Raw genomic sequence first — 26,576 nt, 5'->3', positions numbered from 1 at the left:
GACGTTCCCGCCACCGAGGGGCCTGCTCGATCCGCGTCGCCGCTGGACCGAGTTCAAAACTTCATCGCAGTACGGCGCAGCCGTTTGGCAGCTCAGCGAAAAGCTACTTCGCGAATGCCTGCTTGGCGGCGTTGAGCCGACGCAGGATCGTGCCGTCGTAGAGGTCGGAGCCGACCCGGACGCTGACGCCGCCGAGGATCGCGGGATCGACGTCGACCTTCAGCGAGACCGGTCGACCGTAAATGTCGGACAACTTGGCAGCCAGAGCCTGCTCGTCGGCGTCGGACAGCGGCTTGGCCACCGTCACGTACGCGACCTCACGGTCCCGTTTCGCGGCGGTCAGCTCCACCAACCGGGTCAACGACGACTCGAAGCCACGGCCCCCAAAGCCCTCGAGAGCGATCTCGGCGAGCCGCACCGTGGCCGGCTGGGCCTTGCCCTTGAGCAAGTCCTCCACCAGCTTAACGCGGCGATCGATCGGCGCACCTGAATCGCTCAGCGTGACGGCGAGCTGCGGGTTGCCCGAGACGATCTGCCCGAAGCGGAACAGCTCGTCCTCGATGTCGGCCAGCTTGCCGTCCTTCTGGGCGGAGTCCAGCACGGCGTCGGCACCCAGCCGCTCGACCGAGTCGAGCAGCTCGGCGGGCCGGGAGAACCGGCCCGCGACCAGGGTCGCCAGCGTGTCGAGGACGACCGCGGCGACCTTGCCGGACAGCAGCGAGCGGACCAGACCGGCCCGGTCGGCGCCGGAGCGCGACGGGTCGGTCAGCGCCCGGCGGAGCCGGGGCTGCGCCCGCAGCAGGCCGGCCACCGACAGGATCTGGTCGGCGGCCGCGGCGACCTGCCCGCTCGTAGCCGTGGCGGTGCCGGCCGCGAAGGTCGCACCGGCCTCGGCCGTGGCCTGCTGGCTGACGGTCGACGCCATCAGCGCCGCCCGCCCGCCGAGCCGGCCGTGCCGAGCTCGTTGATGAACCGCTCGACGGTGCCCCGGCTGCGCGCCTCGTCGGCGAGGCTCTCGCCGACGATCTTGCTGGCCAGGTCGACCGCGAGCGATCCGACCTCGGAGCGGAGCTCACGCACGATGCTTTCGCGCTGTGCGGCGAGCTGCTCCTGACCGGCACCGATGATGCGGTCCGACTCCTCGCGGGCCTTGGCCAGGATGTCCTGGCGGATGCCCTCGGCGTCGGCCCGGGCCTCGTCGCGGATGCGCGCGGCCTCGGTGCGAGCCTCGGCCAACTGGGCCTTGTACTGCTCGAGGAGCTGGTTGGCCTCGGCCTGAGCAGCCTCGGCGCGCTTGATGCCACCCTCGATCGCGTCCACCCGCGCCGCGAAGGTCTTCTCCATCATGGGGAAGACGAACTTCATCAGCACGAAGCAGAGGATCGAGAAGGCGATCAGTCCGAGGACGACCTCCTGCCAGAGCGGGATGATCGGGTTGTGCTCGGACTCGCCGGCTTCAGCCGCGACGGTCAGAACTTCGGTGATCATGGACACCTCCCAACGAGGAGTACGGGAGTGACTAGCCGGCCCAGATGAAGCCGAAGGCGATGCCCAGCAGCGCGAGCGCCTCGATAACGGCGAAGCCGATCCAGACGTACGGCAGGGTCAGGCGGGACGACTCCGGCTGACGAGCGGTCGACTGGATGTAGGCCGAGAAGACCAGACCAACACCAATGCCGGGGCCGATGGCGGCGAGGCCGTAACCGATGGCAGCGGTGCTACCGACAACTTCGGCGAGAAGCATTTCAGGATCCTCCTGGTATCTCGCGTGACGATCACGCGGGACGACAAACGGGGTGATGCAGGGTGGTGCGTGGAACTCAGTGCTCGTCGGCGAGCGCGCCCTGGACGTAGCTCGCGGTCAGCACCGTGAAGACGTAGGCCTGGAGGCAGATGACCAGGAACTCCAGGAAGGTCAGAGCGATGGTCATCACCCACGAGACGACCGAGAACGGCGCGAACCACACATTGGCGTTCAGCATCGCGAAGCCGCCCAGCGTGAACACCAGCAGCAGCATGTGGCCGGCGAACATGTTGGCGAAGAGACGGACGGCGAGCGAGAACGGCCGCACGAGGAACGTCGAGAAGAACTCGATCGGGATCAGCAGCGGCAGAATGAACCACGGGGCCGGCGGAATGAGCGCGTGCTTGAAGTACTTCAGGCCGCCGTGGTGCTTCATGCCGATGTAGATGAACATCACATAACTGATGACCGCGAGAACCGCGGGGAAGGCGATGTGCGAGTTCGGCGAGATCTGCGCGAACGGCACGATGGCCCAGAAGTTCATCAGCAGGATGAACACGAACAGCGTCGTGAGGTACGGCGCGAAGTTGATGCCGCGCTTGCCGAGCATGTCGACCGCGATGTTGTTCCGCACGAAGCCGTAGATGCTCTCGGCGATCCACTGCTTCTTGCTCGGCACCAGCTGCGGCTTCCGGTACGAGACCAGGAAGAAGATGATGATGATGGCGATCGAGATCCACAGCAGCGCCGTGATCTTCGTGAACCAATACGAGTTGTGCTCGCCCCACGGCAGGATGCTGGGCAGGTAGAAGTCCTCGACCTTCGGCGGGAACGGAACTTCCGCTGCGAGAACAGTCGACTGACCGGTCACCGTAGCCCTTTCCTGTCAGGCGCCGAGACGGCGCACGATGAGGTAGACACCGCCGCCGATACCAACGACAGCGCCGATGCCGGCGAAGATGCCCTTGGTGCCGAGCCAGTGATCAACCAGCCAACCGATCGCTCCCCACACCAACATGCCCGAGATGAGGTAAGCGACCGCCGTCATTCCCATGCCCGTGTCGGGCGGGGGCTGGTCGTCACCGCTGGGGTTCCTGGGAGGTTCTTGACCGGTCATGACGGCCCGAACGATATCAGCAGGAAACACGAGGCTAAGCGGGACCCCCCGCACAACCGTAGTTGTCCAGGCGTCAGGGGTCTCGCAACTGGAAGGACACGGTACTCCCCCTTCGCCATAACCGGACATCACACAACCGTTCACGTCACCGTTTCGTGGTCAACAAACCACGAAAAGGGCGCTGACGAGGCGAAACGGCTGTAAGAAGATCAGTTCGGGCGACTAACCCGGTGAAACCACCACGCCTGCACGGCAGTCCAGACGACCACGCCGGCCACGATCCCGTATCCCAGCGCGTTCTTTCCGGGCCACGTCGTCGAGACGCCGTAGGCCAGAACCACACCGAGCGCACCGTACTTCAGAACATACGTAAAAAGGGCGAGCGGCATCAGCAGAGCCGGCCGAACCGTGTCGGCCCAAGCGATCACGAGCGTCGACATCGTGAAGCTGACGGTCACGATCATGACGCCGGCCGCCGCGCCGACCGCCGAGGACGGCCCGCCGGTGAGGAAACCGATGGAGGTGGCGAAGAGCAGAAGGGCGAAGGACACCGCGCTCAGGAACGGCAGGTGCGCCACGCGCCAGCGGGGATCGGCCGGGAGCGGGGGCAGATCGGGCAGGGGCAGGTCGTCCTGGTCCTCTTCGGCCGCCTGCTGCCGCTGGAACTCCAGCGCCCGCAGTCGCTCCCGCTCGAACTCGTCAATCTCCACAGTCAAGCCAATACCTCCTGCCGCCCGTACGCCGGGAACCGTCGCACCAGGGCAGCCACCTCGTCCGCGGCGTCGGCCAGCCGGGACGCCCCGCCCGCGGTGTCCGGGTTGCTGCGCACGGCCACGCCGATCAGCGCGGCGATCTGCCGCATCTCACCCTCGCGCATCCCCTGGGTGGTCACGCTGGGCGACCCCACCCGGATGCCCGAAGCTACCGCGGGTCGCTCCGGATCGTACGGGATGGCGTTCTTGGTGAGCGTGATGCGGGCCAGATCGCACCTCGCCTCGGCGTCGCGCCCGGACACTCCGAGCCCGCGCAGGTCGGCCAGCGCCAGGTGGGTGTCGGTGCCGCCCGCGACGGGCCGCATCCCCTCGGCGGCCAGCCCGGCGGCCAGCGCCCGCGCGTTCTTGACGACCTGGTGGGCGTACGTGCGGAAACCCGGCCGGGACGCCTCGCGCAGGGCCACCGCCTTGGCCGCGATGACGTGCATCATCGGGCCGCCCTGGCTGAACGGGAAGACGGCCTTGTCGATCCGCTGGGCCAGCTCGGCCCGGCACAGGATCATGCCGCCGCGGGGGCCGCGCAGCACCTTGTGCGAGGTGCAGGTGACCACGTCGGCATGTGGCACCGGCGAGGGCACGGCCCCACCCGCGACCAGGCCCATGAAGTGGGCCGCGTCGACCACGAGATAGGCCCCGGCCTCGTCGGCGATCGCGCGGAACCGGGCGAAGTCGATCAGGCGGGGGTACGCCGTGGCGCCACAGATGATCATTTTGGGCCGGTGGGCCAGCGCGAGGTCGCGCACCTCGTCGTAGTCGATCTCCTCGGTGTCGGGGCGGACCCGGTAGCCGATCGGATGGAACCACTTGCCGCTGAAGTTGACCCGGCTGCCGTGGGTCAGATGCCCGCCGTGCGGCAGTTCCATGGCCAGCACCGGGTCGCCGGGTTCGGTCAGGGCCGCGTACGCCGCCAGGTTGGCCGCCGTCCCCGAGTGCGGCTGCACGTTGGCGTGCTCGGCCGAGAAGAGCTCCTTGGCCCGCTCGACGGCGAGCCGCTCCGCTTTGTCGGCCTCCAGGCAGCCGCCGTAGTAGCGCTCGCCCGGATAGCCCTCGGCGTACTTGTCGGCCAGCGTCGAGCCCAGCGCGGCCAGCACGGCCGGTGACGTGAAGTTCTCGCTGGCGATCAGCTGGAGTCCGGTGCGCTGCCGCTCGACCTCGGCCAGCAGGACACGGGCGATCTCCGGATCGGCCGTCTCGAGCGCGGCGAAGTCCGGCCCCCAGAACGTGTCCACGTGCCCTCCCCCGATAGGCAGCGCTGCCGGATTCGAGCATATGGCTTAACCAGGCCCTTCCGAGGGCACAGTCTGGGTTTGTGCGGTGCTTGGTGACGGGTGCGACGGGATACATCGGCGGACGGCTGGCCCCGCGGCTGCTCGAGGCCGGCCACGAGGTGCGCTGTCTGACCCGCGACGCGGGCCGTCTGCGCGACGTGCCCTGGGCGGGCCGGGCCGAGGTGGTCGAGGGCGACCTCAACCAGGCGGCGACGCTGACGGCGGCCATGTACGGCGTCGACGTGGCGTATTTCCTGGTCCACTCGCTGGGCCGGGCCGACTTCGAGAAGCTGGACCGGGAGGCCGCGCACAACTTCGCGACCGCGGCCAAGGCGGCCGGCGTCTCGCGGATCGTCTACCTGGGCGGCCCCGAACCCCCGCCCGGCGACAAGCCCTCGCCGCACCTGCGCTCCCGCGCCGAGGTGGCGAGAATCCTGCTCGCGAGCGGCGTCCCGACCGCGGTGCTGCGCGCCCCCGTGATCATCGGCTCCGGTTCGGCGTCGTTCGAGATGCTGCGCTACCTGACCGAGCGCCTGCCGGTGATGGTCACCCCGCGCTGGGTGCGCAACCGGATCCAGCCCGTCGCCGTCCGCGACGTGCTGCGCTACCTGATCACCGCGGCCGGACTGCCGCCCGAGGTCAACCGAGGTTTCGACATCGGCGGCCGGGACGTCCTCACGTACGGCCAGATGATGCAGGGCTACGCCCGGGTGGCCGGGCTGCGGCGCCGCGTGATCGTGCCGCTGCGGCCGCTCAGCCCGTGGTTGTCGGCGCACTGGGTCGGGGTCGTCACGCCCGTGCCCAACGCGATCGCCCGCCCGCTGGTGGCCAGCCTGGTCCACGAGGCGGTGGCCCACGAGGACGACATCCGCCAGTACGCCCCGGGCGAGCCGCTCGGCTTCGAGCAGGCGGTCCGGGTCGCGCTCGGCAAGATTCGCGACGCGAACGTGGAGACCCGCTGGTCCGGCGCGGCCGGCCGGGACTGGGCGGCCGAGCCGCTGCCGAGCGACCCGGAATGGTCCGGCGGCAGCGTCTACGTCGACGAGCGCTGCCGTGCGGTGAGCGCCCCGGCCGACGCGCTGTGGCGGGTCATCGAGGGCGTCGGCGGCGAGAACGGCTGGTACTCGTTCCCGCTGGCCTGGTCGGTGCGCGGCTGGATGGACCGGCTGGCCGGCGGGGTGGGCCTGCGCCGGGGCCGCCGTGATCGTCACCGGCTGTGGGTGGGCGAGGCGCTCGACTGGTGGCGGGTGGAGGAGATCGAACCGGGCCGGCTGCTGCGGCTGCGGGCCGAGATGCGCGTACCGGGCCGGGCCTGGCTCGAGATGAGCGCCACCCCCGACGGCCACGGCGGCAGCGTCTACCGCCAGCGGGCCGTGTTCCTGCCGCGCGGGCTGGCCGGCCACGCGTACTGGGCGGCCGTCCTGCCCTTCCACGGCGTCATCTTCAACGGCATGGCGCGCAACATCGCTCTCGGCGCCGAGCGGACGACAGCAGCCGAGCGGACAAGGGATGGGGAGCGGACGACAGCGGCCGAGCAGACGAGGGCTACTTAGCCGCGGCCCGGCCCAGGCGGTCGCGGACGGCCAACCAGTCCTCGGTCTGCGGCGGCTCCAAGGCCAGGATCGTCGCCACGCCCGCGTCGTCCAGGCGGTGCAGGGCGGCGTACAGGTCGGCGGCGTACTCGCGGGGGTCGGACGAGAGGATCTCCGCGCCCTCGACCCCCGCGCCCTCGTAGGCGAGCACCCCGACCGGGCCGGACAGACCGGTCTGATCCAGGTCCTTGACCAGCAGCAGGGTGGCCCGCGGGGCGTAGTGCCGGCGGCTCATGCCGGGCGAGGGGCGCACGGCGCCGTCGACCGGGCCCTCGTCGGGCAGCGAGATCGAGCCGACCACCTCGCGGATCGTCCGCAACGGCAGCGCGCCCGGCCGCAGCAGCCGGGGCGTCTCCGCGGTCAGGTCGAGCACCGTCGACTCGATGCCCCACGACGCCGGGCCCCCGTCGAGCACCAGCGGCACGTCGGGCAGGCTGCGCAGCACGTGCTCGGCGGTGGTGGGCGAGATGCCCTCGGAGCGGTTGGCGCTGGGCGCGGCGAGCGGCAGCCCCGACGCCTCGAGCAGCCGCAGCGCCACCTCGTGGGCCGGGATCCGGATCGCGATGGTGTCGTTGCTCGCGCCCACCCCGGCCAGGTGGCGGGCCCGCGGCACGACCAGCGTGAGCGGCCCCGGCCAGAACTGGGCGGCCAGCTCGTCGGCCGCGCCGGGCCAGGTCTCGGCGAGAGCGCGGGCGGCTTCGACGTTCGCCACGTGCACGATCAGCGGGTTCCAGGCGGGCCGGTTCTTGAGGCGGTAGATCTCGCTCACGGCCTTCTCGGAGAACGCGTTCGCGCCCAGCCCGTACACCGTCTCGGTGGGAAACGCGACCACCGAGTCGGCCCGCAGCACCTCGACCGCGCGGCGCAGACCCTCGGCATCGGGCCGGACGACGCTCACGGGAGGAGGAGCTTGGCGAACGGGACCGTCGTGTCCTCGATCTCGTCGCCGACGCGCTGGAACGTCTGGTCGCCCCGGCCCCACGGGTCGTCGAGGTCGTCGGACGGCAGCGGAGCGTCGTCGCCCCGCAGCTCCCGCACGGCGGCAACGATGGCGATCCCGCGCGCCCGTACGGCCTCGGGCTCCGGCTCGGCCGCGGGCAGCGCGCTCGCGTCGACCGCGCGCAGCAGCCGCCCGAACTCGCCGGTGACGAATGTGCGGGCGGCCGCGTCGGGACGCAGCGCGATCACGTAGTCGTACTGGTCGGCGGTGGCGGTGAGAACCAGGTCGGCCTCGTCGATGAAGTCGCCGCGCAGCTTGCGGGCCTCGAAGCCGGTGTCGGAGCCGCCGCGCGCCTTGACCTGACGGGCGGCGGGCGGGTTCATCTCCTCGCCCTCGTGCCAGCCGCCGGTGCCGGCGCTGACGCTGTGCACCAGCTGGTCGCCCTGCTCGCCGGTGCGGTCGCGGACGGCCCGGGCCAGCAGGCGCTCGGCCATCGGGGAGCGGCAGATGTTGCCCATGCAGACGTGCAGGACGGTGAAGGCGGCCACCTCAGGCCTCCGCTGAGCTTTTACCAGCGCCTGACGGCGCGGAGAACCCAACTTCATCGAGGGGGACGATCTCAGGCACGACATCACGCAGCTTCTCGAACGGGATGGCCCCGGCCCGCAGCACCTGCGGCACCTCGCCGGTCACGTCGACCACCGTGCTCGGCGCCGGATCGTGCGCCTGGCCGGCCTCGAGATAGACCCGCACCGCGTACTCCAGCTGGTCGCGGGCGGCCTCGGCGGTGACCGGGGCCGGCTGACCGACCTTGTTGGCCGTGGTGACGGCCATCGGGCCGACCGCGCGCAGCACCTCGAGGGCCACCGGGTGCAGCGGCATGCGCACCGCGACGCGACCGCCGGTGTCCCCGAGGTCCCACTGCAGGCTGGGCGAATGCTCCACGTACAGGGTGAGCGCGCCCGGCCAGAACGCGTCGGCCAGCTCGCGCGCCGCCTTGGGCAGCGAGTAGACCAGGCCGTCGAGCGTGTGCCGCGAGCCGACCAGCACCGGCGGGGGCACCTGGTTGGTGACGCTGCGCGCATGGTGCAGCGAAGTGATCGCGTGCGGGGTGAACGCGTCCGCCCCGACCCCGTACACCGTGTCGGTCGGCATGACGACCAGCTCACCGCTCTTGACCGCCTCGACGGCGGCGGCGATGCCGCGATCACGGTCCGCGGTGGTACGGCAGTCGTAGAGCATCACACCGTGCAGTCTGCCATGCGATCGCGCGTATCGATCAGGCCCGCCTGGCCGTCGTGTACCGCGGGCGGCCGGTCAGGTCGGCGTGCGCGGTCACCTCGGTGAAGCGGCCGTCGGCGCGCAGCAGCTCCGGCACCGCCTCGCCGTGCCCGTCGTCGTGCTCGATGCCCACCACGCCGCCGGGTCTGAGCAGCGTCGCGGCCAGCGCGATGACCGGGCGGATCACGGTGAGCCCGTCGCTGCCGCCGAACACCGCCTCGGCCGGATCGAGCGCTACTTCACGCGGCACCGGGGTGCCCAAGGGGACGTACGGCGGGTTGCAGAGAAGAACGTCGACGGTCAGACCCGACAACAGCCCCGGGTCGGTCACATCGCCCTCGACCACCTCGACGACCGGAAAAGCGGCAGCGTTGCGACGCAGGTAGGACAGGGCCGCGGCCGACCGCTCGACGGCGACGACCCGGCCCGGCGCCGCCTCGTCGGCCACGGACAGCGCGATCGCCCCGGTGCCGCTGCACAGATCGACCACCGTCGAGCCCGGCGCGGTGTGCTCGATGCCCCAGCCGGCCAGCAGCTCCGTCTCGGGTCGTGGGACGAAGACGCCGTCGCCGACCTGAAGTTCGAGATGCCGGAACGCGGCCGTGCCCAGCAGATGCTGCAGCGGAATCCGCTTCGCGCGCTCGGCCACCAGGGCCGTGAAACGACTCAGTTCGTCCGGCCGCAGCGAGTCCACCAGGAGCAACCGCCCACGTGAGACGCCCAGTACGTGCGCCGCCAGCAGTTCGGCGTCGACGCGGGGCGATTCCACCCCGGCTGCCGACAGATCGACGACCGCCGTGGCCAGGGCCCGGCTGAGCGAGGCCCGGACCTCCGGGCGGGAGGTGTCTTCGGAGTCCGTGTCCACGGCATAATCTTTCCCACGTCACGTGCGGCGCCGATCGGCCGGGTCGGTGCAGGGACGCGCGGCACCAGTGGGAGGCGCCTGGTGAGTTGGTTGGACCAGCTCGCGGAAAACACCGAGGAGCTGCGTCGTGCCGGGCGGCTCCAGCAGAACGGCCGCTCGGCGGAGGCGTTGCCGATCCTCGACAAAGTGCTGGCCGTCGCCGCGGATCCGACCACCAGGGCGTACGCCCTGGTGCAGCGGTTCGGCGCGCTGATCAACCTGGGCCGGATAGCCGAACTGGCGACCGCGATGACGATCGCCGAAAATGCCGTCCGCGAGATCCCCGACCCCTATCTGCGCGGCCAGATGCACGCCTTCGCCGCCCTCGGCGCCCACCTCGAGCGCAATCTGGACCGGGGCGTGACCCACCTCGTGCAGGCCTCGCGCGCCCTGGCCGCCGTGCAGGAGAACGACTCCGAGACCGCCTGGGGCTGGCACGACCTGGCCATGGCTTACTCCTATCTGGGCTTCCACGGGCACGCGTTGACCGCGATCGAGCAGGCCCGGCAGGTCGGGGCCGCGGTCGGCCTGGCCCCGGAGATCTTCGCGGCCCCCGGCATCCGGCTGCGCAACGCCGTCTCGCTCGACCATCAGGGCGACACCGACGGCTGCCTGCGCGTGCTGCGTGACATCGACGCCGAACTGACCCGTTACGTGGCGATCGGCGCGGATCACATGCGCCCCGGCAGCCGCGCCGCGTACGGATATTCACTGGCCCGCCGGGCCGCGCTGGGCGAGGACACCGAGGCCAACGCGGCCGAGTGGCTGACCGGTGGCGGCGACAGCGTGCGCACCCGCGACCTGCAGCATCTCGGTCACGTCTGCCTGACCATGGCGGCCGGGCGGCCCGGGCAGGCGCTGTCCATGCTGGACTCGGTGCCGGTGTCGGCCGAGATCCTGGGCGCCGCCGAGCCGGCCCGGCTGCGCAGCATCTGTCACGCCGCCGCCGGTGACCACGCGGCCGCGCACGCCGCCGACCGGTACGCGTTCCGTCTGGCCGCCCAGCGCATCGACCGGCTGCGCGACGGTTACCTCGACGGCGTGGCGGCCCGGCTCGACGCGCAGGAGACCCAGCGCGATCCCGGCCGGTACGGCGACGAGACGCTCACCGACCCCCTGACCGGCCTGCCCAACCGCCGCCAGCTCGAGCGCTACGTGGCGACGATGCTGCAGCGCGGCGACCGGGCGGCGATCGGGGTGTGCGACCTGATCGGCTTCACCGAGGTCAACGCGCGGCACGGGCGGCACTGCGGCGACCTGGTGCTGCAACGCATCGCCGGGGTGCTCAACCGGGTCATGCGCCGTGGCGACTTCGTGGCCCGGTTCGCCGGTGACGAGTTCGTGGTCGTGCTTCCGGGGGCGGGCACGGCCCAGGCGGCCGAGGTGTCGCGACGCATCACCGCGGCCACCACCGCCGAGAACTGGCAGATCCTGGTGCCGGGCACGCCGATCAGCCTGGCCGCGGGCTGGTCCGAGGTCGGCGCCAACGGGCGCACGCTCAGCGCCGCGCTCGCCGCGGCCGCGGCCAACCGGCTGCCGACCCGTCCCCTCTCCGAGATGACGTAAGCCCGGACATGAGCACGATCGAGCTCGGTGAGATCTCCTCGGCCTCCGACGGCCCGGAGCCCGCCGGCTCGTCGCGGCTCGACCGCCGGCTCGTGCGGCAGGTGAGCGTCGGGCTGGTGGGTGTCCTGTGCCTGGCCGGCCTGGCCGGCTCGCAGGTGCCCGAGCCGCTCGGGGTCCGTCCGGTCTGGAGCGTCTCGGTCGCGCAGGCCCAAAGCACGACGCTGACCGACGACGGCGTCTTCGTGCACCGCTCGGCCGACGGGCGGGCCGCGGTCACCGCGTACGAGCTGGCCACCGGCGCGGTCCGCTGGCAGCGGCCGTTCGACACCACAATCGGCTATCTGCAGGCCGCCGAGTCCGCGGGCATGCTGCTCGTGCCGACCGAGGGGCACGTCGTCAACCTGCCCTCGACGAACGACGGGTCCGTCTTCCACGCCGAGTTCCACCGGCAGACGATCGCGATCTCGACGGCGACCGGGGCCGAGCTGTGGCGCACGGCCGGCGAGCCGTACACGGTGTCGGACCGGACGGCGCTGCTCACCGAATACACCGATCGCGCCGACCTGGCCCGCATGCGCCTGATCCGGCTCAGCGACCACGGCACGATCTGGAGCCGCGACACCCCGGGCGTGGACAACTACACGGTCATCCCGAACGACCACCCCGACAAGATCATCACGGCCACCGGCACCGGGGTGATCAACATTTACTCGTACGCGTCGGGCGCGCTGCTCAGCACGGCCAAGGTGCCGTGGGTCAAGGGCAACCCCGACGAGGGCTACTTCAACGACCTCAGTGGCACCCGCGACGTGCTGGTGGTCAACCGGTCGCGCCGCGAGCTGTTCGACATGAGCATCTATCGCGCCGACACGATGACCGAGCTGTGGCGGGCCCCCGACACCAACGGGTACGCGTTTCCGTGCGGTTCTGCCCTGTGCCTCAACGACGGCGGCGGCCTGGTCGCGTACGACCCGCTGACCGGCGCGCGCCGATGGCGGCTGGACGGCGTGGTCAACGCGTTCCAGGTCACCCCCGACCGGCTGGTGCTCGGCGAGGGCCTGGACGACGGGCGCAACCTGCTGGTCGACGCCGAGACGGGCGCGGCCGTGGGCGAACCGGCCTACGGCACCCTGGCCTGGAGCGCCCCCGAGGAGGGCTCGATGCTGGTGCTGCGCTCGACCGTGTCGCCCCCGGACCGTACGGCCGTGGTCCGCTGGGATCTCACGACCGGGCGGCAGCGGATGCTGGGCACGGTCGGCGCCATGGTGAGCCGTCCGTGTTCCACCGTGCCCGGCTATCTGGTCTGCACGGTCGGCGACGACTACCAGGTCGTCGCCGTCCGCTGAGCGCCCTCAGCCTCGTCGGCCGATCTCCGACTCGCCGGCCAGGCGGGCCGCGCGGTCGGCCTCGCCCAGCGCGTCCAGCACGGCGTCGAGCTCGCCGCCCAGCACCAGGTCGAGGTTGTAGGCGGTGAAGCCGATCCGGTGGTCGGTGATCCGGTTCTGCGGGAAGTTGTACGTGCGGATCCGCTCGGAGCGGTCGACCGTACGCACCTGGGCCTTGCGCGAGTCGGAGGCGGCGGCGTCGGCCTCCTCCTGCGCGATGGCCAGCAGCCGGGACCGCAGGATGCGCAGCGCCGACTCCTTGTTCTGCAGCTGGCTCTTCTCGTTCTGGCAGCTCACCACGGTGCCGGTGGGGATGTGGGTGATCCGCACGGCGGAGTCGGTGGTGTTGACCGACTGCCCGCCCGGCCCTGACGAACGGAAGACGTCGATGCGCAGGTCGCTCGGCGCGATCTCGACGTCGACCTCCTCGGCCTCGGGCAGCACCAGCACGCCGGCGGCCGAGGTGTGGATGCGGCCCTGCGACTCGGTGACCGGCACGCGCTGCACCCGGTGCACGCCGCCCTCCCACTTCATCCGGGACCAGACGCCGTGACCACCCTCGGGCACGCCCTTGGTGCGCACGCCGACCGAGATGTCCTTGACGCCGCCCAGGTCCGACTCCTGCGAGTCGATCACCTCGACCACCCAGCCGTGGCGCTCCGCGTAGCGCGTGTACATGCGCAGCAGGTCACCGGCGAACAGCGCGGACTCCTGGCCGCCCTCGCCCGCCTTGATCTCGATGATCACGTCTTTGGCGTCGTTGGGGTCGCGCGGGATGAGCATCTCGCCGAGCTTCTCCTCCAGCGGCGGCAGCGTGGCCGCGACGGCCTCCACCTCGGACGCGAAGCCCGGGTCCTCGGCCGCCAGCTCCTTGGCCGCGGCCAGGTCGGCCCGGGCCGCCTCCAGCTCGGCGTGGGCGGCGTAGAGCGGGGCCAGCTCGGCGAAGCGACGGCCGACCCGGCGCACGAGGGCCTGGTCCGAGTGGATGGAGGGGTCCTCCATCCGCTTCTCGAGCTCGGCGTACTCGGCGAGAAGGGTGGTCAGCCGATCAGTGCTCACGGTCTCTCCCAGTCGAAAATGCCCCGGCATGCGAACGGCGCCCGCCCCCTGGATCGGGGTGCGGGCGCCGTTGAAGCAGTTACTTCTTCTTCGCGGCGTTGACCTTGGCGTACTTGGCCTGGAACTTCGCGACCCGGCCCGCGGTGTCGAGGACGCGCTGCTTGCCGGTGTAGAACGGGTGGCAGGCGCTGCAGGTCTCGACGCGGATCTCGCCGCCCTTGGCGGTGCTGCGGGTGGTGAAGGTGCTGCCGCAGGAGCAGATGACCTCGGTGGAGGTGTACTCCGGGTGGATGCCGCTCTTCATGTAACTCGGTCTCCCTCAATGGAAAATGGTCGCCGGGTCGCCTTCGCTGCGCCTGCAGCATGAGCGGCGTGAACCGGAACCTTTACTGGCCGATGTACTAGTCTGCCATGTCGCCGCGTCCTGGCGAAATCGGCGTGACCTGCGCTTCAACGTACGCCTTGGGCGGGGTATTCCCGGCGCTTTCCTGCCGCTTTGTCCGGAGTTCTCGACTGATGACACGACTGCTGATCACCCGAGGCCTGCCCGCGTCCGGCAAGACCACCTTCGCCCGCACCCTGCAACCCCACGTCGTACGGGTCAACCGCGACGATCTGCGCCGCATGCTGCACGGCCGGCGGCTCTACACCGACCGGGCCGAGGCCGAGGTCTCGCTGGCCCAGCGGGCCGCGGTCGACGCGCTGCTGGGCCGGGGGGTCAGCGTCATCGTCGACGACACCAACCTGCGCGACGACGCCGTCCGGCGGTGGGCGGCGACGGCGGCCCGGCACGGAGCCGGCTTCGAGGTGCACGACTTCACCGACGTGCCGCTGGAGGAATGCATCAGGCGCGACGCCGGGCGCGATGAGGACGACCGGGTCGGCGCGGACGGCATCCGCCGCATGCACGCGCTCTATCTCGCCGGCCCGGCCGATGGTCCCGGTGTGTGAAGCGAGGCCGGGATGGGCCTTTACGTGGACGTGCCGTACGCAGCAGTATTCATGCGGCTGACCGTGTTCCGGTGGCGGAGGGGGAGTTCCGAGCGGTGAAGTACCCGCGCACCCATCACCTGCCCGACTCGCCCGGCGCCACCCGCGACGACCTGGTGCAGCACGACCTGACCTGGCTCGACGGCGAGCTCGTGGTGACCGAGAAGCTCGACGGCGGCAACCTGACCTTCACCCGCGACGCCATGTACAGCCGGTCGGACGGCGACGACACCGAGCCCTGGGACCGCCCGGCCAAGGCCCTGTGGGCCATGACGGCGTACCGGATCCCGGACGACTGGCGGGTCTGCGGCGAGTCGATGTGGGCCCGGCGCGACATCGCCTACTCCGACCTGCCCGGCGTGTTCATCGTCTTCGGCATCTGGGACGAAACCGACACCCTGCTGGGCTGGGACGACACGGTCGACTGGGCCAATCGGCTGGAGCTGCCGGTGGTGCCGGTGCTCTATCGCGGGGGCAGCCTGTCCGAGGCCCGGGCGGCCTGGGCGGCCCGTTGTGACGCCGAAAATTCCGAAGGCTTCGTCGTACGGTCGGCCGGGCGCATTCCCGCTGACGAGTTCGCGGTCCGCGTGCTCACGTGGGTCCGGGCCGATCACGTACGCACTCCTGCCGCTCGACGGCTCCGTGACGACTTCGCCGTCAATGAGTTCGCCTGACCGGACACCCGTCACGGGCCAGCTCTGACGCCTCGTCGTCGAGGTAGAACGCCGGTCGCAGGTCGGCCTCGTCGTAGTAGCGGTGGAAGACCGGGGTGATCCCGCCCGACAGCGGCGGCACGATCCACGTCCAGTCGGCGGGCACCCGGCGGCCGGCCCGCTCCTCGTTGTCGATGTGCTTGAGGAACCGCTGCGACTCGGTGTGGTGGTCGCTCATCTTGACCCCGGCCAGCTCGAACGAGTGCAGCACGGCCCGGTTGAGCTCGACCAGCGCCCGGTCCCGCCACAGCGTCGACTCGCGGGTGGTGTCGAGCCCCATCCGGGCCGCGAGCACCGGCAGCATGTCGTAGCGGTCGCGGTCGGCCAGGTTGCGCGCGCCGATCTCGGTGCCGAGGTACCAGCCGTTGAACGGGGCCAGCGGATAGTGCACGCCGCCGATCGTCAGGCGCATGTTCGAGATGGCCGGGACGGCGTGCCAGCGCAGGCCGAGTTCGGCGAACCAGGCGTACTCGGGATGGGTCAGCGGAACCTCGCGGATGGCCCGCTCGGGCAACTCGTAGAGCCGTACGCCCTCGGCCGGGGTCTCGATCGCGAGCGGGAGCACGTCGAACTGGTCGCCCTTGCCACGCCACCCGAACCCCTGCATCGCGGCGGTGAACTTCTGCTGCCGGCCGTCGCCGATCGGGCACCCGTCGGCGCCGCGATAACCCGCGTACCGGATCAGCTGCTCGTTCCAGATGCGCGCGTACGGCTGGCCCGGCTGTGCGGGGGCGAAGACGCTGATCACCGGACGGATCTGATGGCCGCCCGCCGTCTGGAGATGGTTCACCACCAGCGAGAAGATCTCGTCGGCCGTACGGGCGCGGCGGCGGTCCAGGACGACCAGGCTGCGCCAATAGAGGCGGCCGATGCACCGGCTCGCGTTACGCCAGGCCAGTTTGGCGCCGTAGGCGAGCTCCTCAGTGGTGTGCACGTAGGTGCCGGTGGCCGCGATCTGGGCCCGGACGATCGCCAGTCGCGGCTCGACCGGGCCCAGACGCAGGTTCTCGGTGTAGCACTGCCGGAGAAACTCCTCGGCCTCACCGGGGTCCGCGGGTGCGGCCGGATCCCACTGTTCGACCGGCGTGTCCCGATAGCCGGGCACATTCATCCGGCACCTCCCACCGTATTGCCATTTCGGAATGGGAGATTCGCACGACCCTGACCGGTATCGCACACACATCCTGTGCGACACAAAGGCGCGCCCTCTCCGTTAAGTGAGGACGCGCCCTGGTTTGCCCGTTTACTCGCCGGGCGTCGACTTCGCGATCTGCATCAGGAACTCGACGTTCGTCCGGGTCTGCTTGAGCCGGTCGAGCAGCAGGTCGAGCGCGGCTCCCGAGTCGAGCGAGTGCAGCACCTTCCGGAGCTTGTGGATGATCGCCAGCTCTTCCTTGCCGAGCAGGATCTCTTCCTTACGCGTGCCGGAGGGGTCGATGTCGATGGCCGGGAAGACCCGCTTGTCGGCGATCTTGCGGTCGAGCTTGAGCTCGGCGTTACCCGTGCCCTTGAACTCCTCGAAGATCACCGTGTCCATCATCGAGCCGGTCTCGACCAGCGCGGTCGCGAGGATGGTGAGCGAGCCACCGTTCTCGATGTTGCGCGCCGCACCCAGGAACCGCTTCGGCGGGTAGAGCGCCGTCGAATCGATACCACCCGACATGATGCGACCGGAGGCCGGCGCGGCCAGGTTGTACGACCGGCCGAGCCGCGTCACCGAGTCGAGCAGCACGACCACGTCGTGGCCGAGCTCGACGAGACGCTTGGCCCGCTCGATCGCCAGCTCGGCGACCGTGGTGTGGTCCTGCGGCGGGCGGTCGAACGTGGCCGCGACGACCTCGCCCTTGACCGAGCGCTGCATGTCGGTGACCTCTTCGGGCCGCTCGTCGACCAGCACGACCATCAGGTGGCACTCGGGGTTGTTGTGGGTGATCGCATTGGCGATCGCCTGCAACACCATCGTCTTACCGGCCTTGGGCGGCGAGACGATGAGCGCCCGCTGGCCCTTGCCGATCGGCATGACCAGGTCGATGACACGGGTGGTCAGGATGTGCGGCTCGGTCTCGAGCCGCAGCCGCTCCTGCGGGTAGAGCGGGGTGAGCTTGTAGAACTCCGGACGGCGCCGGGCCTCCTCGGGCTCCATCCCGTTGATCGTGTCCAGCCGGACCAGCGGGTTGTACTTGTCACGACGCTGGTCGCCGCCGCCCTCGCGCGGGGTGGCCCGCACGGCGCCGGTGACCGCGTCGCCGCGGCGCAGGCCGTGCTTCTTGACCTGCGACATCGACACATAGACATCGTTCGGGCCGGAGAGGTAACCGGTGGTGCGAACGAACGCGTAGTTGTCGAGCACGTCGAGGATGCCGGCCACGGGGACGAGCACGTCGTCCTCGCTGACGTGCGGCTCGCGGCCGCCACCGTCGCGCTGGCCGCCCTCGTTGCCGTCGCGGTCACGGCCACGGCGGCGGTCACGGAAGCGGCTGCGCCGGCTCCGGCGGCTGCCGTCGCCACCGTCGTTGTCGTCGTCATCGTCGTGGTTGTTGTTGCGCCCCTGGTCACGGCCCTGGTCGCGGCCGTCGTTACGGGACCGGTCGTCACGCTGCCGGTCGTCCCGCGGACGGTCGTCACGCTGACGGTCGTCGCGCGGACGGTCGTCACGCTGACGGTCGTCGCGCTGCCGGTCGTTGCGCTGGCGGTCGCGGTTGCGCTCGCCCCGCTCCGGGCGCTCGGCCCGCTCGACACGCTCGGCCGTCTCGGTCTCGGCGACCGGGGCCGTCGTCTCCCGGGACTCCCGAGGCTCCCGGGACTCACGCTGCTCACGGGACTCGCGCTCCCGGTTGCGGCCGCGCCGGCTGCCACCCTCGGCGGCCGGAGCCGCCTCCGGCTGCGCGGCAGCGGTCTGGGGCGCCTCGGTCGGGGCGGCGCTGATCGGACCGGTGGGCGCGTCGGCCGGGGCGGTCTGCACGGCGGGCGGCTCGGCCTTGGCCGAGGCGGCCACGGGGGCCGTGGCGACGACCGGAGCCGGGGCGGACTCGGCGGGCGCGGACGCAGCGGTCCTGCTGCTGCGGGGCTTCGGCGCGCTCTCGGCCGGGGCACCGCCGCTCTGGCGCTCGGTGATCGCGGTGATCAGCTCACCCTTGCGCATCCGGGCGGTGCCGGAGATGCCGAGGGAGGCGGCGAGGCTCTGCAGCTCGGGCAGCAGCATCGCGGACAGGCCGGTGCCGCCACGGCGGCGCTTCGTGGCCGTCGCGGTGGTGCCAGCGCCGGCGTCAGCGACGTCAGAAACACCCGACGTCACGTCGGTGGTGTCGCTCAATGGATTCCTTCCGTCGGAAAAAGCCCGAGACTCCCGGTTCTGCAGCCTGGTGGCCGGGAGTTCCGGTTACCCGCCTCGCAGAGCGGCGCGGGAGATTTTGCAGCACGGCAGCTCGACGGTGTCCCTGCCCGTCAGGGGTTGACGAGTAGGTCTCGGCGAGTGCAGCGACTCTTCTTCTGCTGCCCGGCGTGTGCCTTGGAGAAGTGAGACGGCCAGAAAGGCCTTGTGAGTCTCGGGGGTGCGCGCCGAACCGCAGAGATCGCTCGCTTCGCGGCTGTGCTAGGTCTTGAGCGTAGTCAACTCGTGCGACCTGCGGCAACAGGGCCCCGCTAGGCGAGTTCCACCATACTCCCTTTGACAAGAGCACCGGCGCCATCCACGCCCAACGACTCGGCGCGCCATTCTGTTCCCGGATGGAAATCGGCCGGCACCTGCGTCAACGCCAGCACCGAGGGCCCCGCGCCGCTCACCACAGCGGCCACACCGACCGAGCGCAGCGCCGCCACGAGCGAGGCCGTGCCGGGCATGCCCTCGGCCCGGTAGCCCTGGTGCAGACGATCCTCGGTGGCCGCCCAGAGCAGACTCGCGTCGCTGGTCAGAGCATGGGTGAGCAGGGCGGCGCGACCGGCGTTGAACGACGCGTCGGCGTGCGGCACGGTCGGCGGCAGCGCCGCGCGGGCCGAGGACGTGTAGCCGCGCTCGGCCGGGATGAAGACTGTCGGATGGACGTTCGCCGCCGGCGTGAGCCGCACGGCCCGCGCACCCGCCGCCTCGGTCCAGGCGATGGTGAAGCCGCCGAGCAGGCAGGGCGCCACATTGTCGGGGTGGCCCTCGAGCCGGGCCGCGATGCGCAGGGCGTCCTCGTCGCCGATCGTTCGCAGACCGTTCGCCACCAGGCCACGCGCCAGTTGCACACCGCCGACGATGGCCGCCGACGAGGAGCCGAGGCCGCGCGCCTGCGGGATGCGGTTGACGCACTCCACCGCCAGGCCGGGCGGGCGCTCGCCGAACTCGTCGAACGTGGCCAGCATGGCCCGCAGCACCAGGTGGGTCTCGTCGCCCGGCAGCTCCCCGGCGCCCTCACCGGTCACCGTCACCGTGAAGCCACCGTCGGTGACGCGGGCCGTGAGGTCGTCGTAGAGGGTCAGGGCCAGGCCCAGGGCGTCGAAGCCGGGCCCGAGGTTGGCGCTGGTGGCCGGTGTGCGTACGGAAACCGGCTCGGCGGCGAAGGACAGGCCCATGCGCCACATGCTAGGGCTTGATCCTTTGTCGTACCCGGCCGGTAGGTTCAGCGCGTGGATTTCATGGCCGCCCTGTTCGGGTTCTTCATAGTGCAGCTGCCGGTGCTGGTCGTGCTGGTCGTCGGCCTGGCCCTGCTCGGCCGGCCCGAGAAGCGACTGCCCGGCCGCAGCCACACGCTGGCCCGCGCCGGCCTGATCGTGCTGCTGATCGACACCGGCGCGCAGACGCTCTTCCAGCTTGCTTTCAGCCGGCTGGTGCTGCAGCTCGACTGGTCGTCCACCCAGTTCGGGCTCCTCAGCGCCGTCACGTCGTTTCTGTTCACGCTGCTTTTCGCGGGTGGCCTGGGCCTGCTGATCGCGGCCTTCGCGACGATCCGTTCCGAGGCCGCCCGGGCGGCGGAGCCACCGCCTGCCGACACCTCATCGGTCAACCCTCTTCACTGACCGCTCTTCCGTCAGTTCTCACTGCCGCGCCTCGGTCCTCGGCCCTTCCGGTCGGCGCTTCCTCCGCCGATGCTTCCTTCGCCGGCCCCGCTGCTGACTGGTCCGCGCGGGCCACCCCGCGGGTCGCGATCCGCCAGCCGATCGCGTAAAGCAGCGTGACCAGGCCGCAGCCGGCCAGGATGACCCACTCGTCGACCAGGTCGACCACGGCGGTCGCGCCCAGCTGGCTGATCGCGATGGCCAGCGTGGCCAGCATCAGGTCGGTCGAGAAGATCCGCCCCCGCAGCCGGTCGGGCACCTCGCCCTGCAGCGCGTAGTTCGACAGCACCCAGTTGGCCCCGCCCGCCAGGTGGGCCACGAAGACCAGCACGACCACCAGCGGGAACCACGGGGCCACGGCCACGCCGAGATAGCCGACGCCGTAAAGGGCCATGGACAGCGCCAGCCCGGGGAAGAGCCACGAACGGCGGCGGATCACCGGGCCCAGCACGAACGGCCCGGCCAGCGCGCCCGCCCCGCGTACGGCGAAAAGCAGGCCCGCACCCAGCACACCCGCACCGTGCAACCCGGCGATCAGGGGAAAGACGGTCAGCACGCCGTTGCCCAGCCCGGCCGCCATCTTCACGGTCACCAGGGCCCGGATGCGCGGATTCTGCCGCAGATAACCGAACGACTCGCGCAGCGCGTGCCGGGTGCGCGGGGCCGGAGTGCTCTCGTCGCGGCCGGTCTGCAGCGGGCGGCGGATGGTGAAGGTCAGCGCGGCCCCCAGGATCAGCAGGACAGCGGTGATGCCGAAACACGCGTACGGGCCGAAGGCCGCGCCCACGACGCCACCCAGCGAGGCGCCGACGATCGTCATGGTGCCCCAGGCCGAGCCGGAGACCGTGTTCGCCGCGGCCAGGTCGTCCCGGTCGACGACGTTGGGCAGCGCGGCCGAGGCCGCCGGGGAGTAGAAGGCCTTGGCCACCGCCATGGCGCCGATAGCGACCAGGGCCAGCGGAGCCGTGGCGGCCGAACGAACCGCGAACAACAGGAGCACTGCGAGCACCGCGGCCAGATTCGCAGTGATCAGGATCTTGCGCCGATCGAACCGGTCGGCGATCGTGCCGGTGTACGGCAGCAACAGCGCGTTGATGCCGGTGTCGGCGGCCAGCACCAGGCCGCCCCAGATGCCGCTGCCGGTGAGCTCCGGCAGGAGCACGAGCAGCGGGACCATCACGAACCAGTCGGCGCCGAAGACGACCAGTTCGGCCGCGAAGAGCCGCCGGAAGTCCCGGTTCCGCGTAACGACCGAAAACGCTGTTGCCACGTACCGGGACGTTACCGGGCGGCCGGATCGTGATCCGGCCGCCCGTGCCTTGCCTACTGTCTTACTCGGTCGCGGTGTCGGGGCGCTTCGGCATCTTCAGCACCTCGAACTGGTCGGTGTAACCGCGCAGGGCGCCGCTCGGCTGCGGCGACGGCTCCGTCGGCCCGGCCGGACCAGCGTTGTCGTCCGGCTCCACCGGCTCCTCGGGCGCGGCGACGACGCCCCGCTTGGCCAGCCGCTTCTGCCGCCGCTTCTCCTTGCTGTTCTCGACCATCGTGTAGAGCGTCGGCACCAGCACCAAAGTCAGCAGCGTCGAGCTGACCAGGCCGCCGATGACCACAATGGCCAGTGGCTGCGAGATGAAGCCGCCCTCGCCGGTGAGGCCGAGCGCCATCGGGATCAGGGCGAAGATGGTCGCGATGGCGGTCATCAGGATCGGCCGCAGACGGTGCCGGCCGCCCTCGATCACCGCCTCCTGCACGCCCATGCCGGCCGTTCGGTAATGGTTGATCAGATCCATCAGCACGATGGCATTTGTCACAACGATGCCGACGAGCATCAGCACACCGATCAGCGCGGGCACGCCGAGCGGGGTGCCGGTGATCAGCAACAGGGCGATCGCGCCGGTCGCCGCGAACGGGATCGACACCAGCAGGATCACCGGCTGGATGAGGCTGCGGAACGTCGCCACCATGATGATGAAGACGATCGCGATGGCCGCCAGCACGGCCAGGCCCAGCTGCTGGAACGCCTCGGCCTGGTCGGCGCTGGTGCCGCCGATGGTCGCCGTGGCGCCGGCCGGCAGGGTCAGGTCGTCGAGCTTCTGCTGCAGCTCACGGGTGGCCGCACCGAGGTCGGAGCCGGTCGCCGTGCCGGTCACGGTGACCGTGCGGTCGCCGTCGACGCGGGTGACCTCCTCGGGCCCGCTGACCTCCTTGACCTCGGCCAGCGTGCCGAGCGGGACGACACCACGGGCCGAGGTGATCGGCAGGGCGCGCAGCGCGGCCGGGTCGGACGGGGCCGAGCCGAACGAGATGACGACGTCCTGCCCGGAGCCGTCGACAGTGATCTGACCGGCGGGCGCCGCCCGGAAGGCGCCGGCCACGTTCTGCGCGATGCCGGCTTCGGTCAGGCCGTACTGCGCGGCGACCTCACGCTTCACCGAGACCTGAAGCCGCGGGACGCTGGCCGCGAGCGAGCTCTTGGCCTCGACGACGCCGCCGGTGGCCGCCATCGCCTGCTGCACCTGCTCGGTGGCGCCGGTCAGCGCGTCCAGGTCGGCCGCCTTGACCTGGACCGACAGCTCGTTGCCGCCGCCCAGACCGGAGCTGTCGCCGCCGATGCTGACCTCACCGATGCCGTTGATACCGGCGAACTTGTCGCGCAGCTCGTCGGTCAGCTCGACCGCGTCGGCGTCCTCCTCGAGGCCGACGTTGAAGCTGGCGGTGCTCGCGCCCCCGCCGCCGACGAACGGGTTGAAGTCGCCGCCGCTGCCCAGCGACACCTGGTACGTCTTGACGCCCTCGGTGTCGGCCAGCACCTGCTCGACCCGCTTGGCCGCGGCGTCGGTGGCGGCCAGGTTGGTGCCGACCGGCATTTCCTGCGTGATCGAGAGCGAGTCCTGACCGGACTGGTCGATGAAGTTGGTCTCGAGCCGGCTGGCCAGGCCGAGCGTGCCGATCAGCACGACCAGACCGATCGTCAGCGTGGTCCAGCGCCGCCGGGTGGCAAACCTGATCACCGGGAGGTAGCCACGCTGCAACGGGCTGCGGCGCTCCTTCTCCTCGGCGGCCTGCCGGATCGCCTCGGAGTCGGCGCCCTCGGGCGGGGGCTTGAGGAACCAGTACGCCAGGACGGGCACCACGGTCAGGGCCACGACCAGCGAGGCCAGCAGGGCCACGGTGACCGTGATCGCGAAGGACGAGAAGATCTGGCCCACGAAACCGCCGACCAGCGCGATCGGAGCGAACACGGCCACGGTGGTCAGGGTCGAGGCGGTCACCGCGCCGGACACCTCGCGGACGGCCGAGATGATCGCGTGGATCTTCGGTTCGCCGTACTCCAGATGTCTCTTGATGTTTTCCAGCACGACGATCGAGTCGTCGACCACGCGGCCGATCGCGATCGTCAGCGCGCCCAGGGTGAGCAGGTTGAGGGTGTAGTCGCCGGTCCAGAGCGCGATCAGGGCGATCAGCACCGACAGCGGGATCGACACCGCCGTGACCAGGGTCGAGCGCACCGAGAGCAGGAAGACGAGGATGACGATCACCGCCATCACCAGGCCGAGCAGACCCTCGGTGGTGAGGCTCTCGATCGAGCGCTCGACGAACGGCGCCTGGTCGACGACGACGGTCAGCGTGGCGCCGGACGCCTTCTGCAGGTCGGCCAGCTTGTCGCGGACCTCGTGCGAGATGTCGACCGGGTTGCCGTCGGGGCGTGCGGTGACGGCGATGCCCAGGCTGTCCTGCCCGTCGGTGCGGGTGTAGGAGGTGGGCGCGGGCAGCTTGCTCTCGACCGTGGCGACCGAGCCGAGCTGCACCGGGCCCCGGGAGCCGGTGAGGTAGACCTGCTTGAGCTGGTCGATCGAGGTGAGCGGCGTGCCGACCTGCACGGTCAGCGACCGGCTGCCCTCGTTGACCGCGCCGGCCGGCACCGAGATGCCGTTCTGCTGAAGCACGGTGGTGATCGCCTGCGGGGAGACTCCGGCCGCGGTGAGCTTGGGCAGGTTCGGCGTGATCACGACCTGAGCCGCGCGGGCGCCGGTGATCTGGGTGTCGCGGACGCCGGCGATCGCGTTCAGCTCGGGCACGACGGTGTCGTTGAGCCGGTCGAGCAGCTCGCTCTCGTCACCTCCGCCCGAGGCGGCCAGCACGATCGCCGGGATGTCGTCGGTGCCGCCCGCGAAGATCGTCGGAGTGACGTTGTCGGGCAGGGTCGGCTGCACCCGGTTGACCGCGGTGGTCAACTGGTTGACCGCGGTGTCGATGTCGGTGCCGAAGACGAAGGCCACCGTCACCGTCGCGATGCCCTCACGGGTGCTCGACGTGACGCTGTCGATGCCGTCGAGGCCCTTCGCGGCGTCCTCGAGCGGTTCCGTGATCTGATCCTGGATGATCTCCGGGCCGGCGCCCGGCAGCGTCGCGGTCACGAAGGCCGCGGGGAACTCGATCGACGGGAACAGCTGCTGTTTCAGCGATGGGATGGCGAAGAGGCCGAAGCCGGTGATGATGATGGCGATCAGGGCGACGAGGCCTCTGTTGGCGAGGCTCAGCCGGGTCAGGAATGACATGTGCGCTCCCCCGGTTTAAAAGTTCGTCCAGCATAAATATTTTGCCCGACACGAACAAATGGTTTTCCGCCGGGGTCCGCTGGTAGCGTCCGTCACGAGATGGACGTCCCCAGGCCATCGGCTCGCAACAGAGGAGAAGTCCCCGGTGGCCACTAAGGAACAGCTCATCGCGGACATTATGGGCGCGCAGCAGCGGCTGCAGGACCTGATCGCGGAGGACCGAGAGGATCCCCTCTTCTCCTCGCATCTGACCCTGTCGCAGCTCAAAATCCTCATGCTGCTCGCCCGCCACGGCTCCGTCTCGGGCGGTGAGCTGGCCGGCATGCTCGGGATCGGCGCGGCCGCGCTGACCGGCATGGTCGACCGGCTCGTGGTGCAAGACCTGGTGGCCCGCGCGGAAGATCCGCACGACCGGCGGGTCCGCCGGATCGCGCTGACACGCACGGGCCGCGATCTCATCGGGAGCATCTTCAACGCCGGGGACGCGAAGATGCGTACGATCCTCAGCCGCCTCTCAGCCGAGGAGCTCGATCTGGTGGCTCAGGCCACCGAGCTGATCATCAAAGCGGCCGGCTCAAGCGAGTCCTAGCTCTCGCGCCGCAATCAGCACGTCGTTCTGGATGGTCGTCGGCGACGGCGCGGTCGAGATGGCCCACTCCGGGTCCTTGAGACCGTGGCCGGTGACCGTGCAGACCACCGTCGCGCCGGCCGGGATCTTGCCCTCGGCCGCCTGCTGCAGCAGGCCGGCCACGCTGGCCGCGCTGCCCAGCTCGACGAACACGCCGACCTCGCGGGCCAGCAGCCGGTAGGCCGTCAGGATCTCGCGGTCGGTCACGGCGGAGATCAGGCCACCCGAGGAGTCGCGCGCGTCGAGCGCCTTGGTCCAGCTGGCCGGGTTGCCGATCCGGATCGCGGTGGCGATCGTGGAGGGCTCCTCGACGACCTGGCCGCTGACGATCGGCGCGGCCCCCGAGGCCTGGAAGCCGAACATCCGCGGGCGGCGGGTGCTGTTGCCGGCCTCGTGATCCTCCTGATAACCCATCCAGTACGCCGAGATGTTGCCGGCGTTGCCGACCGGGAGGCAGTGGATGTCGGGAGCGTCGCCCAGGGCCTCGACGATCTCGAAGGCGGCCGTCTTCTGCCCGTGCAGGCGGAAGATGTTGACCGAGTTGACCAGCGAGACCGGGAAGTCCTGGGACAGCTTGGAGGCGAGCGCCAGGCAGTCGTCAAAGTTGCCGTTCACCTGCAGCAGCTTCGCACCGTGCACGAGCGCCTGGGCCAGCTTGCCCAGCGCGATCTTGCCCTGCGGCACGAGCACGGCGCAGGTGACACCGGCCCGGGCCGCGTACGCCGCGGCGGAGGCGCTGGTGTTGCCGGTGGACGCGCAGATGATCGCCTTGGCGCCCTCCTCGACGGCCTTGGAGACGGCCATCGTCATGCCGCGGTCCTTGAACGACCCGGTCGGGTTGGCCCCCTCGACCTTCAGGTAGACCTCGGCTCCCGTCCGCGCGGAGAGCACCGGCGCCGGCACGAGCGGCGTGTTGCCCTCGTGCAGCGTGACCACCGGGGTCTTTTCGGTGACCGGCAGCCGGTCCCGATACGCCTCGATGAGTCCCCGATACATGGCTGTGCTCCTCACGGTTGACCT

The 26,576-nt window shown here is 70.7% G+C and carries 26 protein-coding genes; 7 read left to right on the top strand and 19 right to left on the bottom strand.

Annotated elements, in window-relative coordinates; genetic code table 11:
- Positions 1 to 103: 103 nt before the first annotated feature.
- The 7 genes from BKA14_RS36195 to glyA all read right to left on the bottom strand — a co-directional run bounded on the left by BKA14_RS36195 (position 104) and on the right by glyA (position 4,863).
- Positions 104 to 925, bottom strand: a complete 822-nt coding sequence (locus BKA14_RS36195; protein WP_184955246.1) for a F0F1 ATP synthase subunit delta — start codon at positions 923 to 925, stop codon at positions 104 to 106.
- Positions 925 to 1,488, bottom strand: coding sequence for a F0F1 ATP synthase subunit B (locus BKA14_RS36190; protein ID WP_184955245.1), 564 nt, complete (start codon positions 1,486 to 1,488; stop codon positions 925 to 927). Before BKA14_RS36190 ends, BKA14_RS36195 begins: the two co-directional genes overlap by 1 nt.
- Positions 1,489 to 1,519: 31 nt before the next feature.
- Positions 1,520 to 1,744, bottom strand: coding sequence for an ATP synthase F0 subunit C (locus BKA14_RS36185; RefSeq protein ID WP_184955244.1), 225 nt, complete (start codon positions 1,742 to 1,744; stop codon positions 1,520 to 1,522).
- Between the two features lie 76 nt (positions 1,745 to 1,820).
- Entirely contained in the window at positions 1,821 to 2,615 is a 795-nt protein-coding gene (gene atpB, locus BKA14_RS36180) for a F0F1 ATP synthase subunit A (protein ID WP_184955243.1), read from the bottom strand.
- A gap of 15 nt (positions 2,616 to 2,630) precedes the next feature.
- Positions 2,631 to 2,861, bottom strand: coding sequence for an AtpZ/AtpI family protein (locus BKA14_RS36175; protein ID WP_184955242.1), 231 nt, complete (start codon positions 2,859 to 2,861; stop codon positions 2,631 to 2,633).
- Positions 2,862 to 3,070: 209 nt separating this feature from the next.
- On the bottom strand, positions 3,071 to 3,571 hold the full coding sequence (locus BKA14_RS36170) for a hypothetical protein (protein ID WP_239092554.1): 501 nt from the start codon (positions 3,569 to 3,571) through the stop codon (positions 3,071 to 3,073).
- 2 nt (positions 3,572 to 3,573) lie between these two features.
- Entirely contained in the window at positions 3,574 to 4,863 is a 1,290-nt protein-coding gene (gene glyA, locus BKA14_RS36165) for a serine hydroxymethyltransferase (RefSeq protein WP_184955241.1), read from the bottom strand.
- 80 nt (positions 4,864 to 4,943) lie between these two features.
- On the opposite strand from glyA, the gene BKA14_RS36160 reads away from it, so the two are divergent.
- Positions 4,944 to 6,455: an SDR family oxidoreductase gene (locus BKA14_RS36160; protein ID WP_184955240.1), complete on the top strand. Its 1,512-nt coding sequence runs from the start codon at positions 4,944 to 4,946 to the stop codon at positions 6,453 to 6,455.
- Here the strand turns inward: BKA14_RS36160 and BKA14_RS36155 are convergent.
- From BKA14_RS36155 to prmC, 4 genes are read right to left on the bottom strand one after another with little or no spacing between them, the layout of a single operon-like run.
- Positions 6,448 to 7,392: an L-threonylcarbamoyladenylate synthase gene (locus tag BKA14_RS36155; protein ID WP_184955239.1), complete on the bottom strand. Its 945-nt coding sequence runs from the start codon at positions 7,390 to 7,392 to the stop codon at positions 6,448 to 6,450. The genes BKA14_RS36160 and BKA14_RS36155 overlap by 8 nt on opposite strands.
- Positions 7,389 to 7,982: an arsenate reductase/protein-tyrosine-phosphatase family protein gene (locus tag BKA14_RS36150; RefSeq protein WP_184955238.1), complete on the bottom strand. Its 594-nt coding sequence runs from the start codon at positions 7,980 to 7,982 to the stop codon at positions 7,389 to 7,391. Before BKA14_RS36150 ends, BKA14_RS36155 begins: the two co-directional genes overlap by 4 nt.
- A 1-nt stretch (position 7,983) precedes the next feature.
- Entirely contained in the window at positions 7,984 to 8,676 is a 693-nt protein-coding gene (locus BKA14_RS36145) for an L-threonylcarbamoyladenylate synthase (RefSeq protein WP_184957164.1), read from the bottom strand.
- 37 nt (positions 8,677 to 8,713) lie between these two features.
- Complete coding sequence (gene prmC / locus BKA14_RS36140; protein WP_184955237.1) at positions 8,714 to 9,580, bottom strand: peptide chain release factor N(5)-glutamine methyltransferase; 867 nt, start codon at positions 9,578 to 9,580, stop codon at positions 8,714 to 8,716.
- An 81-nt stretch (positions 9,581 to 9,661) separates the two neighbouring features.
- Here prmC and BKA14_RS36135 point away from each other — a divergent pair, with 81 nt between their 5' ends.
- Positions 9,662 to 11,185 (top strand): GGDEF domain-containing protein, encoded by a 1,524-nt coding sequence (locus BKA14_RS36135; protein WP_184955236.1) that lies wholly within the window; start codon positions 9,662 to 9,664, stop codon positions 11,183 to 11,185.
- Between the two features lie 8 nt (positions 11,186 to 11,193).
- Complete coding sequence (locus tag BKA14_RS36130; RefSeq protein ID WP_184955235.1) at positions 11,194 to 12,531, top strand: outer membrane protein assembly factor BamB family protein; 1,338 nt, start codon at positions 11,194 to 11,196, stop codon at positions 12,529 to 12,531.
- A 6-nt stretch (positions 12,532 to 12,537) separates the two neighbouring features.
- Here the strand turns inward: BKA14_RS36130 and prfA are convergent, their stop codons facing one another.
- Together prfA and rpmE are read right to left on the bottom strand one after the other, a co-directional pair.
- On the bottom strand, positions 12,538 to 13,629 hold the full coding sequence (prfA, locus tag BKA14_RS36125; protein WP_184955234.1) for a peptide chain release factor 1: 1,092 nt from the start codon (positions 13,627 to 13,629) through the stop codon (positions 12,538 to 12,540).
- A gap of 79 nt (positions 13,630 to 13,708) precedes the next feature.
- Positions 13,709 to 13,933 carry a 50S ribosomal protein L31 gene (gene rpmE, locus BKA14_RS36120; protein ID WP_184955233.1) on the bottom strand — a complete coding sequence of 75 codons (225 nt, stop codon included), beginning with the start codon at positions 13,931 to 13,933 and terminating at the stop codon, positions 13,709 to 13,711.
- A gap of 212 nt (positions 13,934 to 14,145) precedes the next feature.
- On the opposite strand from rpmE, the gene BKA14_RS36115 reads away from it, so the two are divergent.
- On the top strand, positions 14,146 to 14,580 hold the full coding sequence (locus BKA14_RS36115) for an AAA family ATPase (RefSeq protein WP_184955232.1): 435 nt from the start codon (positions 14,146 to 14,148) through the stop codon (positions 14,578 to 14,580).
- 71 nt (positions 14,581 to 14,651) lie between these two features.
- A complete protein-coding gene (locus tag BKA14_RS36110) occupies positions 14,652 to 15,293 on the top strand; it encodes an RNA ligase family protein (protein WP_239092551.1) in 642 nt (213 codons plus the stop codon).
- Here the strand turns inward: BKA14_RS36110 and BKA14_RS36105 are convergent.
- The 3 genes from BKA14_RS36105 to thrB all read right to left on the bottom strand — a co-directional run bounded on the left by BKA14_RS36105 (position 15,277) and on the right by thrB (position 19,886).
- Positions 15,277 to 16,443 carry a nitric oxide synthase oxygenase gene (locus BKA14_RS36105; protein ID WP_184955231.1) on the bottom strand — a complete coding sequence of 389 codons (1,167 nt, stop codon included), beginning with the start codon at positions 16,441 to 16,443 and terminating at the stop codon, positions 15,277 to 15,279. The genes BKA14_RS36110 and BKA14_RS36105 overlap by 17 nt on opposite strands.
- A 132-nt stretch (positions 16,444 to 16,575) precedes the next feature.
- On the bottom strand, positions 16,576 to 18,645 hold the full coding sequence (gene rho / locus BKA14_RS36100) for a transcription termination factor Rho (protein WP_184955230.1): 2,070 nt from the start codon (positions 18,643 to 18,645) through the stop codon (positions 16,576 to 16,578).
- A gap of 329 nt (positions 18,646 to 18,974) precedes the next feature.
- Complete coding sequence (gene thrB / locus BKA14_RS36095) at positions 18,975 to 19,886, bottom strand: homoserine kinase (protein WP_184955229.1); 912 nt, start codon at positions 19,884 to 19,886, stop codon at positions 18,975 to 18,977.
- A gap of 54 nt (positions 19,887 to 19,940) precedes the next feature.
- On the opposite strand from thrB, the gene BKA14_RS36090 reads away from it, so the two are divergent.
- Complete coding sequence (locus BKA14_RS36090) at positions 19,941 to 20,330, top strand: hypothetical protein (RefSeq protein WP_184955228.1); 390 nt, start codon at positions 19,941 to 19,943, stop codon at positions 20,328 to 20,330.
- Here the strand turns inward: BKA14_RS36090 and BKA14_RS36085 are convergent.
- The gene (locus BKA14_RS36085; protein ID WP_184955227.1) at positions 20,314 to 21,639 is read right to left on the bottom strand and encodes an MFS transporter; all 1,326 of its coding nucleotides are present in this window, start codon (positions 21,637 to 21,639) and stop codon (positions 20,314 to 20,316) included. The genes BKA14_RS36090 and BKA14_RS36085 overlap by 17 nt on opposite strands.
- A 61-nt stretch (positions 21,640 to 21,700) precedes the next feature.
- Positions 21,701 to 24,928 carry an efflux RND transporter permease subunit gene (locus BKA14_RS36080; protein WP_184955226.1) on the bottom strand — a complete coding sequence of 1,076 codons (3,228 nt, stop codon included), beginning with the start codon at positions 24,926 to 24,928 and terminating at the stop codon, positions 21,701 to 21,703.
- A 145-nt stretch (positions 24,929 to 25,073) separates the two neighbouring features.
- Here BKA14_RS36080 and BKA14_RS36075 point away from each other — a divergent pair, with 145 nt between their 5' ends.
- Positions 25,074 to 25,517: a MarR family winged helix-turn-helix transcriptional regulator gene (locus BKA14_RS36075; protein ID WP_239092552.1), complete on the top strand. Its 444-nt coding sequence runs from the start codon at positions 25,074 to 25,076 to the stop codon at positions 25,515 to 25,517.
- On the opposite strand, the gene thrC is transcribed toward BKA14_RS36075, so the two are convergent.
- Positions 25,503 to 26,552 carry a threonine synthase gene (gene thrC / locus BKA14_RS36070; protein ID WP_184955224.1) on the bottom strand — a complete coding sequence of 350 codons (1,050 nt, stop codon included), beginning with the start codon at positions 26,550 to 26,552 and terminating at the stop codon, positions 25,503 to 25,505. The two genes, BKA14_RS36075 and thrC, sit on opposite strands and share 15 nt — an antisense overlap.
- Between the last annotated feature and the right edge of the window lie 24 nt (positions 26,553 to 26,576).

Origin of the sequence: Paractinoplanes abujensis (genome assembly GCF_014204895.1) — a bacterium.
Taxonomy (GTDB): domain Bacteria; phylum Actinomycetota; class Actinomycetes; order Mycobacteriales; family Micromonosporaceae; genus Actinoplanes; species Actinoplanes abujensis.
This window is presented reverse-complemented; position numbering and strand designations above follow the sequence as displayed.